The organism is Pedococcus bigeumensis (assembly GCF_039531795.1).
Taxonomy (GTDB): Bacteria; Actinomycetota; Actinomycetes; order Actinomycetales; family Dermatophilaceae; genus Pedococcus; species Pedococcus bigeumensis.
In genome coordinates, this window is the sequence record NZ_BAAAQS010000001.1 from 460800 (window position 1) to 473572 (window position 12773).

Genomic DNA, 12773 nt, shown 5'->3' on the forward strand with positions numbered 1-12773 from the left:
CGTGTGAGACGTGCGCTGGGCTGGCTCATAACCCGGAGGTCGCAGGTTCAAATCCTGCCCCCGCTACCAACGCGTCAGCGACAGAAGGGCCGGACCACTGGTCCGGGCCTTCTGCGGTCTCACGGCAAGCCGATCGTGCGGGGGTCAGGCCCTGCGGTACAGGTCGGCTTCGAATCGATAGGCATCTCCGCGATAGGTGTTCCGGCCGACGAGCACGGGCGTCCCGTCCGCGGCATAGCCGACCTCGTCACCGATGAGGACAGCGGCACCGACGCGGGTGCCGAGCAGCGCCGCGACCTCCGCGTCGGCCAGGTCGGCCATCAGGGTGTAGGCGCTGCGGTGCACCTCGAGTCCGCATCGTTCGCGCAGCTGCTCGTAGAGCGACGCGTCATTGAGGTCCGCGTCGGCGAGCGCGCCCGCCCGGTGCTGAGCCAGGACGACGACGTCGAAGCAGACCGGGGTCCCGTCCATGCCACGGAGCCGGTCGATCTCGATGACCGGCGCGGCGGGTGCGATCCGCAGCTTGGCGGCTTCGTCCATCGTTGCCGGTCGCAGCTCCTGCCGAAGGACCTGGGTCGTCGGTCGCAACCCTCGCGCCCGGGCCATCTCCGTGAACGACTGCAGCGTGCTGGGTGGCTCGCCGAGCACCTGTCGAGGCACGAACCAGCCCCGCTGTGCCGAGCGGCTGAGCACACCCTCCTGCTCGAGTCGCGACAGGGCCAGGCGCAACGTCGCCCGGCTCACCCCGAGCGAGGCGGCCAGCTGACGTTCGCCGGGAAGTCGGCCCCCCGGGGCGTACTGCCCGACCTCGAGGTCGTGGGCGAGCCGCTCGTAGGCCTGCTGGGGCGCGCTGGTGGTCGTCACGCGGGAACTGTACCAGTTAGGCTTACTGGTCGACCAGATAGACCTATGGACCACTACTGGACTAACTGGATCAGGTGGGTCTATGGTCGCTGAAATCGGGCCGCGCGGTGGGCGCACCTTCGTCCGCCCACGAGCGCAGGCCGGCTTTCGACACCAACCGGAGTGACAATGATGGTTCATCGAGCACGACTGGCCGGGATCGCCGGCATCGCTGCGGCCATGGCGTTCGCCATGGCCTCCTGTGCCCCCGGCGGTGGCGCCGACACGGCTGCCACCCCGCAGGGCGCAGTGTCGACCGACGTCGCCGCCGCCGGCCCGGTCACCCTGAAGATGACGGACTTCTGGGGCTCGGCCGAGGGCAAGTGGATCGAAGCGGCCGTCGCGGGGTTCCAGAAGAAGTACCCCAACGTCACCATCAAGCGCACCTCGGAGGACTGGGGCCAGCTGAACTCGACCCTCAACCTCCAGCTCCAGGACGGGAGCGGCCCCGACATCGCCAGTGCCAACAACGGCTGGCAGTCGCTCGGGACCCTCTCGAAGGGTCGGTTGGTCCGCAACCTCGACCCGTACGCCAAGGCGTACGGCTGGAACACCAAGGTGCCCACGACCATCGCGCGGCAGAACAAGTTCACCACCGACTTCAGCACGATGGGCGACGGGTCCTGGTTCGCGACGCCGATGGCGCGTTCCTCACTCATCGGCGTCTACTACAACGCGGACAAGCTGAAGGCCCTGGGGCTCACGCCCCCGAAGAACCTGGCCGACCTCGAGGCGGCGGCAGCGAAGGCGAAGTCAGCCGGCGAGGTGCCCTTCGAGTACGGCAGCCTCGACGGCTCGACGTCGGCGCTGCTCGGCGTCCAGGCCCTGCTGGCCGACAAGACCAAGCTCAACGACTACATCTACGACAACCCCTCGGTGAAGGCGCAGGACGTCGCGATGACCGAGGCCGTGCAGACGGTGAAGAAGTGGGCCGACTCCGGTTACTTCCCCAAGAACTTCGCGGGCATCGACTACCAGACGGCAGTCGCCAAGTTCGTGAAGGGTGAGGGCGTCTTCCGGTGGGAGTACACCGGGTCGCTCGGGCTGAGCAAGGCGCAGCAGGCCCACTTCGGCTACGTGCAGCTGGCCCAGCCGAGTGGTGCCAAGGTTGGCGTCGGCGCCGCCCCCGGCGCGCTCGTCATCTCGGCCAAGTGCAAGCACCCGGATGTCGCCGCCGCGTTCCTCGACTACCTCATGTCGCAGGAGACTGCGCAGTCCGCTGCCGACCTCGGGCTCGTCCCGGCCCTGGCCAAGGACGTCAAGGTCCCGGCCGGCTCGCTGAGCCTCGCGGGTGAGTCCGCGGGTGCCGCGGCCCTCGACGGCGATGACGGCTACGTCCCCTACTTCGACTGGTCCAGCCCGACGATGCTCGACACCATCAGTGGCAACCTCCAGCGCGTCTACGCCGGCAAGATGACACCGGCCGACTTCACCAAGGCCGTCGACGCCGACCGCGACGCCTTCCTCGCGAGCAAGGGCTGACCCGTGGCCGCGCCCGCCTTACCTGCGACACCGGCTCTCGGGGCCGACGACGGGGAAGCCGCGTCCACGTCGGCCCCGGTCCGCGCCGGGCTGCGGAACCGTTCACCACGGCGGCGCACCCGGTGGGTCGGCCTCGGCTTCGCCGCGTTGCCGCTGGCGGTCTACGGCCTCGTCGTCATCGTGCCGTTGGCGCAGTCGATCCAGTACTCGTTCTACAAGTGGGACGGGATCGGCCCCTCGACCTGGGTCGGGTTCGACAACTACGTCACCTTCCTCACCGACCCGGTGCTGCGCTCTACGTTCAGCCACGTCCTGGTCCTGATCGGCTTCTTTTCCCTCCTGCCGATCGCGCTGGGCTTGCTGTCGGCGGCGTTGCTGACCCGCTCCAAGCAGCCGGGCATGGCGGTGTTCCGGTGGATCTTCTTCCTGCCCCAGGTCATGACGACCGTCGTGATCGCCTTGGTGTTCAAGCGGATCTACGCCCCCGACGGACCCCTCAACGAGGCCCTGCGCGCGATCGGGCTCGACTCCCTGACGCGCACCTGGCTCGGCGACTTCACGTGGGCGCTGCCCTCCCTCGGGATGATCGGCACCTGGGTGACCTTCGGCTTCTGCATGGTGCTCTTCATCGCCGGCACCTCGGCCATACCGCCAGAGCTGTATGAGGCGGCAAGGGTCGACGGGGCAGGCCCGGTCCGCGAGTTCTTCGCCGTGACCCTGCCGGGGTTGCGCGGCCAGCTGGCGGTGGCGCTCACCCTGACGATCACGGCGTCCCTGCGCGCCTTCGACCTGGTCTGGATCACCACCCATGGCGGACCTGGGACCTCGACCCTCACCCCCGCGGTCGCGTTGTACAAGGCCGCCTTCCAGAACCCCCAGGTCGGTCTGGCCGCTGCCATCGGTGTCGTGATGGGGGTGCTCTGCCTGCTCATCGCCATCGGCATCACCCGCATCTCGGAGAGGGACTGACATGACCAGCAGAGCTGAACGCGCCCTCAACTACGTCGTCCTCACCGTCATGGCCGTGCTCGTGCTCGTGCCCATCGGGTCGTTCCTGCTCGCGGCACTCAGCCCCGAGCGCTCGGGCAGCCCGGTGCCGTTCTCGCAGTTCGCCTGGGGCAACTTCGCCACGGCGTGGCGCGACGCCGGCTTCGCCAGGGCCATGACCGTCTCGGTCGTCATCGCGGTGTGCGTGGTCGTGGGACAGGTGGTCCTGGCCCTGCTCGGCGGGTTCGCCTTCGGAGTGCTGGGGGTGGCTGGCGAACGCGTGCTCTTCCCCATCGTGCTGCTCGGCATGATGATCTCCACCGAGGCGATCATCGTCCCGCTCTACTACCAGTTCCGCACGATGGGCCTGACGAACTCGCTCCCGGGCATCATCCTGATCAACCTGGGAATGGGCGTGCCCTTCGGGATCTTCTGGATGCGGGCTGCCTTCCGGGCGCTGCCGAAGTCGACCTTCGAGTCGGCTGAGCTCGACGGTGCCAACGCGGTGCAGATGCTGCGCTTCCTCGCGACGCCCATGGTCCGCCCCGCCATCCACACGCTGATCCTGCTGAGCTTCATGTGGACGTGGAACGACTACTTCCTCTCCCTGGTCTTCCTCCACGGACAGAACCAGACCGCCACGGTCGCCCTGGGGGTGTTCCAAGGGAAGTACGTCACCCAGATCAACCTGATGGCTGCCGGCGGGATCGTCGTCGCTGCACCGGTGCTCGCGCTCTACGTCGTGTTCCAGCGCAAGTTCATCTCGGGCATGCTCGCCGGCGCGATCAAGGAGTGACCGTGCCGCCCGTGTCCCGCTCGACCGCCCAGAACCAGCCACCCCCTGGGGGAGAAGTGTCACTGCGCCCGATCGTCCTGCCGGATCGCGATGCCGTCGCCGAGACGGTGACCGACCTCGTGCTCGACCGGCTCGCCACGTCCGACGGGGCATTCCTCCTCGGGTGCCCGGGTGGGCGGACGGTCGCGCCCACCTACCGGGCCCTGGCCCGCCGCGCCGACGAGGGGGCCGACCTCTCGCGCCTGGTGGTCGTCATGATGGACGAGTACGTCGTGCACGACGACGCCGGGATCCCGCGGACGGTCGACCCCGGGCTGTCCTACTCCTGCAGGGGGTTCGCCCGTCGCGAGATCCTTCAGCCGATCGCCGACGCCTGCGGTCGGGCCGGCACCCGGGCCCCGACCGAGGTCTGGGTCCCGGACCCCTCAGCGCCAGAACGCTACGACGCCGCCATCGCGGCTGCGGGTGGGATCGACCTGTTCCTCCTCGCCTCCGGGGACTCGGACGGGCACATCGCCTTCAACCAGCCCGGCACGCCCCGGGAGTCGCGCTCGCACGTGACCGAGCTCGGGGAGGCCACCCGACGCGACAACATGAGCACCTTCCCCGAGCTCACCCGGCTCGAGATGGTCCCCACCCACGGGGTGACCGTCGGCATCGACACGATCGCTGCGTCCTCGCGGGAGGTCGTGATGATCCTGAGCGGCGAGCACAAGCGCGAGGCCTTCCGCCGCATCACGGCAGCGCAGGCGTACGAGCCCGACTGGCCGGCCACGATCGCCGTGGAGTGCAAGAGCCCCCTCCTGGTCGCAGACCGGGCCGCGGCAGGACACTGAGTCAGCCGCGCGGCATACCCGAGACGCATCGACAACCCCCAACCCCGACGCACCACCGAAGGAATCCACACGCATGGCAGCCATCAAGCTCGTCTACATCGGCGGCGGGTCCTCCCGCGGCGCCGGGACCATGGCCTCGTTCCTCGCACACGGCAAGGAGTTCGACGGATCCGAGGTCGTCATCCAGGACGTCAACCCTGACCGGCTCGAGGCGGTCGAGACGATCGCCTCGAAGATCGCCAGCGCCCAGGGCCTCGACATCACCATCAGCTCGACCACGGACCGCCGCGCGGCCCTCACCGACGCGGACGCCGTGCTCTCGAGCTTTCGTCCGGGCGACTTCGCGGCTCGTGCCCTCGACGAGCGGATCCCGCTCAAGCACGGCGTGATCGGTCAGGAGACCCAGGGGCCCGGCGGCTTCTTCATGGCGCTGCGCTCCGTGCACGTCTACGAGGACATCATCCGTGACCTCGACGCGGTGGCCCCGAACGCCGTCATCTTCAACTACACGAACCCGGTCAACATCGTGTCGCAGGCCGTCACCCGGTTCACCGACCGCACCATGTGGTCGATGTGCGAAGGCCCGATCACCTTTCCTCACACCGTTCTCCGAGCTGCCGGGCTCGACTTCGACAAGGCCCACATCGTCATGGCCGGTGTCAACCACAACTGCTGGTCGGTCGAGCACACCTATGACGGCAAGGACCTCATGCCCCTGCTCGACGCCGCCTGGGAGGCGCGTCGCGACGACCCGACCCTCGACGTGCACTCCAAGCGCATGCTGCGGCTCGCGACCACCATGCGCTCGGTCCCCAGCGACTACTTCCAGTACTACTACTTCCGTGAGGAGGTCCTCCGAGAGCTCCAGGGAGCCCGCACCACCCGTGCAGAGGACATCCTCGCGGCGGTCCCCGGCTACTGGCAGCACTACGAGGAGCAGTCGCGGGTGGAGGTTCCCGAGCTCGACCCGGCTCGCTCCCGCGGCGGGATCCACGAGCTGGAGCTGGCCATCGACGTCATGAGCTCCTACTACAACGACGCCGGTGCCCACCTGCCAGTGAACCTCCCCAACGTCGGTGGCGCGCTGCCGGGATTCGACGAGGACGTCGTCGTGGAGATGTGGTGCACGGTGGACCGCCGCGGCGTCCACCCGCTTCCGCAGAAGCCGCTGCCCCACGCGGTCCGAGGCCTGGTGCAGCAGCTCGCGGAGTTCCAGTACCTCGCAGCCGAAGCGGCCTGGCGCGGGACCCGCGCGGACGGCATCCGGGCGCTCGCCGCCAACCCGATGGTGCCGACGCTCGCCGTGGCGGAGGAGCTCTACGACGAGATGGCCCACGCGCACCGGGACTACCTCCCCGAGCGCCTGCTGCGGTGACCGGCTCCATCAGGCACACGGACGCCGCGCGTCCCCCGGAGGTCTTCCTCGCGGTGGATGCCGGCAACTCCAAGACGGTCGCGCTGGCCGTCGACCGTGACGGGGTGGTCCTCGGCCGCGGCCGCGGGAGCTGCGGAGACATCTACGGCGCCGAGTCCGTGGACGCGGCCGTGGACGCCGTCATCGACACCGCCGTCGCTGCCTTGCGCGGAGCCGGTGCCGACTCCGAGGACGTTGCGGCAGCGGCCTTCCGGCTGGCCGGTGTGGACTACCCGGAGGACGCGGCGTTCTGGGACGCCCGCCTGCGTGACCGCCTCCCCGGCCTGCGGCGGCGAAGCATCAAGAACGACGCCTTCGCCTCGCTGCGGCTCATCGACGGGTCGGGGGTGGGCGTCTCGATCGCCGTCGGCACCGGACCTGCAGTCGCCGCCCGGTCCGCCGATGGTCGCGAGGAGTGCTCCGGCATGTTCGTGTTCGACCACCTCGGTGGGTCGGGGCTGGGCGAGGCCGGGATGCATGCCGTGTGCCGGGCCTGGATGGGCATCGGACCGCAGACCTCGCTCACGGACGCCTACTCCGCGTTCTACGAGGTCGGTGACGGCTGGGAGCTGAGACACGCCTTCACCCGCAGGTTCGGAGCCCGACCCTTCTCGGACCTCTGGCGGGCCGCTCGGGTCGTCCTCGCCGCTGCCCACGCGGGTGACGCGGTCGCCCAGGACATCGTGGCCGCCCAGGCCGTGGCGTTCGTCCGGTATGCCGAGTGGTGCGCTCGGCGCGTCGGTGTCGACCTGGCGTCCGGTGCGCTTCCGGTCCTGCTCAACGGTTCGGTGGCCACCTCGGAGCACCCAGCGATGCGCACGGCGCTGGCGGCCCGCCTGCACCAGGTCGCACCCGCGGCGCGGGTCGTCGTCTCGCAGGCCTCACCGCTGAGCGGCGTCGTCCTCGATGCCCTCGCCGAGGGCGGCATCGAGGTGGGGCCGGACGTGCTCACGCACGTGCGTGACGACCATCCCGAGGACTTCCTGCTCACCTGACCGAGCTTCCTGCTGGCCCGAACCGAGCGAGGAACTGCGGCCGACCGACGTTGACGGCGCTCGGCCCACCGCAGCACTCCGCCCCCGACCTGAAGGACACCGATGAGCCCCGCCCCGTTCGACGTCGACACCGTGCTGCGTGCGCTGACCCTGGAGGAGAAGGCGTCGTTGCTCTCCGGGCACGACGACTGGTTCACCGAGTCGATCGACCGGCCGACCGAAGGGGTGCACGTGCCGGCCATCGAGGTCGGCGACGGCCCCCACGGCCTGCGCAAGGAGACCGGGGTCGACATGGTGTGGGTGCCGGCCACGTGCTTTCCCACGGCGTCGGCGATGGGCGCTTCGTGGGACCGCGAGCTCGTGCGACGCGTCGGTCGCGCCCTGGGTGAGGAGGCGCGAGCTGAGGGCGTGCAGGTCCTCCTGGGCCCCGGCGTCAACATGAAGCGGTCACCGCTGTGCGGTCGGAACTTCGAGTACTTCTCCGAGGACCCCGTGCTGTCCGGCGAGCTGGGTGCCGCCTACGTGACGGGCGTCCAGTCGGTCGGCGTCGGCACGTCGCTGAAGCACTTCGCCGCCAACAACCAGGAGATCGAGCGCACCCGCATCTCGGTGGTGGCTGAGGAGCGCACCCTGCGCGAGACCTACCTCGCGGCGTTCGAGCGGGTCGTCGAGAAGGCAGACCCGTGGACGGTGATGTGTTCCTACAACCGCATCGGTGGTGTGCACGCCTCCGAGAACCGCTGGCTGCTCACGGACGTGCTTCGTGGCGACTGGGGTTACCAGGGGCTCGTCGTGTCGGACTGGAATGCCGTCCACCACCGGGTGGCCGCCCTGCGTGCCGGGCTGGACCTCGAGATGCCGGGCACCGGGGGGAGCACCGACGCCGAGGTCGTCGCGGCGGTCCGCTCCGGCGAGCTCGAGGAGGCGCTCGTCGACAGCGCGGCGCGGAGGGTGCTCGAGCTCGTCGCGCGCGCCTACCCCGGACCGGACGTCGTGGAGGGACCGGTGATGGCGCTGGGCGTCGAACCCGGGGCGCGCCTGTCCGCGGAGCAGCTCGCCCTGCTTGGCGCCGACGACCACCACGCACTGGCGCGCGAGGCTGCTGCTGCCTGTATCACGTTGCTGCGCAACGAGGCTCGGGCCGGTGGGGCCGGCCAACCCCAGACGTCTGCAGCGGTCCTGCCGCTGGATCTCTCCGGGGCCGGCCGCGTCGCGGTCATCGGGGTTCATGCCGCCAGTCCCCGCATTCAGGGAGGCGGGTCCTCGGGCGTGGACCCCACCCGGGTCGACCTCCCGCTCGACCACCTGCGAGAGGCCTTCGGAGACCGGCTGGTGTACGCCGAGGGATACGTCCACACCCCCCTGAACGCCTACCGGGACGACGTCCGGGCCTACCTCGACGCGCACGGTGCGCAGTTCGTGGACGACGGCAAGGGACCGGCCCGTCGGTCCGCGGCCCTCGCCGAGGCGCTCAGGCTCGCCGCGGCGGCCGAGCGGGTGGCGTCCGGGCCCGTCTCGCCGCGGGCTGTCCGGCTGGCCGACGAAGCCGTGTCCGTGGCCGAGGGCGCCGACGTCATCGTCGCCTTTGTCGGCCTCCCGCTGGCTTTCGAACAGGAGGCCGACGACCGCACGAGCCTGGCCCTCCCCTCCGACCAGGTGGCCCTGCTCGGGCGACTCGCCGACACGCGCGAACGCACCGGCGCCGCCCTGGTGGTCGTGCTCGGCAACGGCGCCGCGGTGACGATGGACCCTTGGCACGACCGGGTGGACGCGATCGTGGAGGCGTGGCTGCCCGGACAGGGTGGCGGGGCGGCCGTCGTCGACGTCCTTGTCGGCCGGGTCAACCCGGCCGGCAAGGTCGCCGAGACGTTCCCTCTCCGCCTGGAGGACACACCGAGTCACCTGACCTGGACGGGGGAGCGCGGCACCGTGCTCTACGGCGAGGGTGTGTTCGTGGGCTACCGCTGGTACGACGCACTGAGCCGCGAGGTCCGTTACCCGTTCGGGCACGGGCTCTCCTACACGGCGTTCGACTTCTCGGACCTGCGGGTCGAGGTGCTCGACCGCGAGTCCGGTCGCGTGCAGGTCCGCTGCACCGTGACGAACTCCGGCGACCGCAGCGGCAGTGAGGTGGTGCAGCTCTACGTCGGCGATCCGGACGCTGCGGTACGCAGACCCCCACGTGAGCTGCGCGGCTTCGAGAAGGTGGAGGTCGCCCCGGGTTCGAGCACGGAGGTCATCTTCGAGCTGACCAGTCGTGATTTCGCCTACTGGGACAGCGTCGTGACCCGCCGCGACGGGAAGTCGGGTGCGTGGCGGCGCGAGGGCGGCGAGTTCCACGTCGAGGTGGGTGCGTCGTCGAGGGACATCCGGCTAAGTGCCACGCTGCACCTTCCCGACGATCCGCACCTCCCGACCTTCGTCCCCGACTCCGAGCTGCCGGCGGGCGACGGCTCCCGGTTCACGCAGGGCCATCAGGCCCCGTCGTAGCCCCCGACCCACCGCTGGTCGTCGAACAGCGCGGCGAGGGCCCACGCCCCGTTGGTCGTGTTCGACATGACGGTGCAGGTGGCTGCCGTGGACGGGTCGTGGACGCTGCGGAAGCCGACCCCCGCGTCGCAGCCGTCGAGGAAGACCACGTCCCGTTCGCGGTGGACCCAGAAGCCGAGGCCGTAACGACGCCCCTCTGTCGGCACGTCGCTCCGTGGCCGGACCATCTCCCGGACCCAGCGCAGCGGGACGACCCGGCCGTCGAAGAGCGCGGTCCAGAACCGGTGGAGGTCCTCGACGGTGGAGTAGATGCCTCCGTCGCCGCTGCCGAGCACCGGCAGGTGCAGCACGTTGGTGCGCAGCCCGTCCGGGCCAAGGTAACCGCGGGCGACGTCCGCGGGGAGCTCGTCACCGCGCAGGTATGCCGTGCTGTGCATGGCCGCGGGTTCACACACCGTGCGCGCCACCAGGGCGTGGAAGGGCGTGCCGGTGACTCGCTCCGCCATGAGCGCCAGGACGACGTAGCCACTGTTGTTGTAGGAGAACCGCTCTCCCGGAACGTCCTTCTGCGGCGTCCCCTCGAGTGCCGCGAGGTACGACTCGGTGGTCGCAAGCTGGTGGACGGGCACCCTCATGACGTAGTCGTTGGGGTCGTAGCCGGCGTCCTCGTCGATGTAGTCCCCGATGCCGGATCGGTGCGCGAGCAGGTGTTCGACGGTCACCCGGTCGTCGATCTCCGGCAGGCTGGTCCCGAGGACCGACCGCGCCGTCGTGTCCAGCGACAGCCTGCCTTCCTCGACGAGGGCGACCACCATCAGCGCCGTGAAGGCCTTGCACCCACTCGCGGTGCCGAAGCGGGTGGCCAGCGTGTTGGGCGATCGGAAGGCCCGCTCGGCGAAACCGAACGCCTCGGCGATCACGGTCTGACCGGCGCGGTCGGCCCGGACGACACCCGAGAAGCCCAGCTCCTCGGCCCGTCGCACCAGCGCCTCCGCGAGCGGCTCCATGACCTGACGGTACTGGAGGGTGCGCCGGCGCTGGGGGGTGCGCCGGCGGCCCCGGTGGGCACTCGTGCCCAGGGTCGGTCCTGCTAGCTCGGCTTGGCGTAGGCCGCGACACCGGTGTCGACCAGGACGCAGGCTTCGTCGCCGACCGTCCAGGCATCGTGCCCGGGCTCGATGTCAACGACGTCACCCGGGCCGACCTCGAGCTCGCTGCCGTCGTCGAACCGCACCGTCATCCGGCCCGAGAGGCACAGGCCGGTGTGGTGCGTCTGGCACGAGTCGGTGCCGGCGATCGGCTTGACGTCGTCTGACCAGCGCCAGCCCGGTTCGAACACGCCGCGGCCCAGGGTGAAACCGCCGAGGGTGACCACGTCCACGTGGCCGTGGTCCTTGAAGGGCCGCCGCTCGTGGGGGGTGTCGATGTTCTGCTTGTCGGTCATCCTGACCTCCAGGTCGTCGTGCTGGGTGGTGGTGAGAGGAGGCTGGGCGCGCGGACGACGTGCATCACCCGTGATCCGCAACCTCCACTTCGGGCGGGATCCGATGGCGCCGGGTCGACGCCCCGTGCCGGCGTCGCAGCCCCTGCCACAGCTGACGTCGATCCCAGCGTCGTCCCGGCCACCCGCCGAAACCACCGGCAAAAGAGTGAGGAGTCCCTGGCGTCCAGGCGCCGTCGTCGAAGGCCACGTCGCCGGCTGCCCCCGCCGGGCCGCGCCTACTGGGCAGTGACCCACTCGGCGTAGAAGAGACCGAGGCCGGACACCACGCAGATGCCGGCGATGATCCAGAAGCGCAGGACGATCGTGATCTCAGCCCACCCGAGGAGCTCGAAGTGGTGGTGCAGTGGTGCCATCCGGAAGACCCGTCGGCCGGTCAGCTTGAAGCTGGCGACCTGGATGACGACCGACATGGTGATCATCACGAACAACCCGCCCAACACCACCAGCAGCAGCTCGGTGCGGGTCAGGATCGCCAGGCCGGCGAGCGCGGCGCCGAGGGACAGCGATCCGGTGTCGCCCATGATGATGCTGGCGGGGGAGGCGTTCCACCACAGGAACCCGAAGCAGGCGCCGGCGATCGCGCAGGCGACCACGGCGAGGTCCAGGCCGTCCCGCACCTCGTAGCAGCTGGGGCCGGGGGTGGTCGCGCAGTTCTGGTTGTACTGCCACAACGCGATGCCGCTGTAGGCGCCGAAGACCATGACCGACGCGCCGGTGGCCAGCCCGTCGAGCCCGTCGGTGATGTTGACGCCGTTCGAGGCGCCGGTGATCAGCACGTTGGCCCACAGGACGAACAGGACCAGGCCCACGGCCGGGCCGGCTGCCGCCAGGTCGACAGGGGTGTCGCGGATGAACGAGATCGCAGTGGATGCTGACGAGTGCCCGGTGCCGTCGGTGACCAGCAGCGCGAGCACCGCGAAGACCACCGTCACGAGCGTCTGGCCGAAGAGCTTCTGTCTCGAGGTGAGCCCCAGGCTGCGCGCCTTGGAGATCTTCGTGTAGTCGTCGAGGAAGCCGACCAGCCCCATCCCGATCAGGAGGAAGAGCACGAGCAGGGCGCTGAGCGAGAGGCGGCCCGGAGCGACAGCGAGGGCGCCACCCGAGCTCGCCGCGACCAGCAGCAGGTGGGAGACGAAGTAGCCGACCACGGTCGCGCCGATGATGACCGCGCCACCCATCGTCGGCTTGCCCCGCTTGTAGTGGTGCTGGGTGAGGTCGTCACGGATGAACTGGCCGTACTCACGCCGGACGAGGAACCGCGTGAAGAACGGCGTGCCGAGCAGGGCGACCGCCATGGAGATCCCGCCGGCGAGCAGGACGTTGACCATCAGCTTCCCTTCGTGTGCCGCCGGTCATCCAGGGGTCG

The 12773-nt window shown here is 70.0% G+C and carries 11 protein-coding genes; 7 read left to right on the forward strand and 4 right to left on the reverse strand.

Features of this window, described 5'->3' with window-relative positions; genetic code table 11:
* Positions 1 to 144 precede the first annotated feature (144 nt).
* The gene (locus ABD262_RS02275; RefSeq protein WP_344130510.1) at positions 145 to 864 is read right to left on the reverse strand and encodes a GntR family transcriptional regulator; all 720 of its coding nucleotides are present in this window, start codon (positions 862 to 864) and stop codon (positions 145 to 147) included.
* 171 nt (positions 865 to 1035) lie between these two features.
* Here ABD262_RS02275 and ABD262_RS02280 point away from each other — a divergent pair, with 171 nt between their 5' ends.
* The 7 genes from ABD262_RS02280 (at position 1036) to ABD262_RS02310 (ending at position 9903) form a co-directional block, all read left to right on the forward strand.
* The gene (locus ABD262_RS02280; RefSeq protein WP_344130513.1) at positions 1036 to 2385 is read left to right on the forward strand and encodes an ABC transporter substrate-binding protein; all 1350 of its coding nucleotides are present in this window, start codon (positions 1036 to 1038) and stop codon (positions 2383 to 2385) included.
* A 3-nt stretch (positions 2386 to 2388) separates the two neighbouring features.
* Complete coding sequence (locus tag ABD262_RS02285) at positions 2389 to 3354, forward strand: carbohydrate ABC transporter permease (protein WP_344130516.1); 966 nt, start codon at positions 2389 to 2391, stop codon at positions 3352 to 3354.
* A gap of 1 nt (position 3355) precedes the next feature.
* A complete protein-coding gene (locus ABD262_RS02290; protein ID WP_344130519.1) occupies positions 3356 to 4168 on the forward strand; it encodes a carbohydrate ABC transporter permease in 813 nt (270 codons plus the stop codon).
* Positions 4169 to 4170: 2 nt separating this feature from the next.
* On the forward strand, positions 4171 to 5004 hold the full coding sequence (locus tag ABD262_RS02295) for a 6-phosphogluconolactonase (protein ID WP_344130522.1): 834 nt from the start codon (positions 4171 to 4173) through the stop codon (positions 5002 to 5004).
* A 73-nt stretch (positions 5005 to 5077) separates the two neighbouring features.
* A complete protein-coding gene (locus ABD262_RS02300; RefSeq protein ID WP_344130525.1) occupies positions 5078 to 6379 on the forward strand; it encodes a family 4 glycosyl hydrolase in 1302 nt (433 codons plus the stop codon).
* Entirely contained in the window at positions 6376 to 7413 is a 1038-nt protein-coding gene (locus ABD262_RS02305; RefSeq protein ID WP_344130528.1) for a BadF/BadG/BcrA/BcrD ATPase family protein, read from the forward strand. Before ABD262_RS02300 ends, ABD262_RS02305 begins: the two co-directional genes overlap by 4 nt.
* Positions 7414 to 7515: 102 nt before the next feature.
* Positions 7516 to 9903, forward strand: coding sequence for a beta-glucosidase family protein (locus ABD262_RS02310; RefSeq protein WP_344130531.1), 2388 nt, complete (start codon positions 7516 to 7518; stop codon positions 9901 to 9903).
* Here ABD262_RS02310 and ABD262_RS02315 read toward each other — a convergent pair.
* From ABD262_RS02315 to mraY, 3 genes are all read right to left on the reverse strand, one after another.
* Complete coding sequence (locus ABD262_RS02315) at positions 9888 to 10910, reverse strand: serine hydrolase domain-containing protein (protein ID WP_344130534.1); 1023 nt, start codon at positions 10908 to 10910, stop codon at positions 9888 to 9890. The genes ABD262_RS02310 and ABD262_RS02315 overlap by 16 nt on opposite strands.
* An 83-nt stretch (positions 10911 to 10993) precedes the next feature.
* Complete coding sequence (locus ABD262_RS02320; protein ID WP_344130537.1) at positions 10994 to 11347, reverse strand: cupin domain-containing protein; 354 nt, start codon at positions 11345 to 11347, stop codon at positions 10994 to 10996.
* A 275-nt stretch (positions 11348 to 11622) separates the two neighbouring features.
* On the reverse strand, positions 11623 to 12735 hold the full coding sequence (gene mraY / locus ABD262_RS02325) for a phospho-N-acetylmuramoyl-pentapeptide-transferase (protein WP_344130540.1): 1113 nt from the start codon (positions 12733 to 12735) through the stop codon (positions 11623 to 11625).
* Positions 12736 to 12773 lie beyond the last annotated feature (38 nt).

Coding starts and splice junctions, on each gene's coding strand:
- ABD262_RS02300 (WP_344130525.1), top strand. CDS start 5,078: ATGGCAGCCATCAAGCTCGTCTACATCGGCGGCGGGTCCTCCCGCGGC.
- ABD262_RS02315 (WP_344130534.1), bottom strand. CDS start 10,910: ATGGAGCCGCTCGCGGAGGCGCTGGTGCGACGGGCCGAGGAGCTGGGC.
- mraY (WP_344130540.1), bottom strand. CDS start 12,735: ATGGTCAACGTCCTGCTCGCCGGCGGGATCTCCATGGCGGTCGCCCTG.
- ABD262_RS02310 (WP_344130531.1), top strand. CDS start 7,516: ATGAGCCCCGCCCCGTTCGACGTCGACACCGTGCTGCGTGCGCTGACC.
- ABD262_RS02320 (WP_344130537.1), bottom strand. CDS start 11,347: ATGACCGACAAGCAGAACATCGACACCCCCCACGAGCGGCGGCCCTTC.
- ABD262_RS02290 (WP_344130519.1), top strand. CDS start 3,356: ATGACCAGCAGAGCTGAACGCGCCCTCAACTACGTCGTCCTCACCGTC.
- ABD262_RS02280 (WP_344130513.1), top strand. CDS start 1,036: ATGGTTCATCGAGCACGACTGGCCGGGATCGCCGGCATCGCTGCGGCC.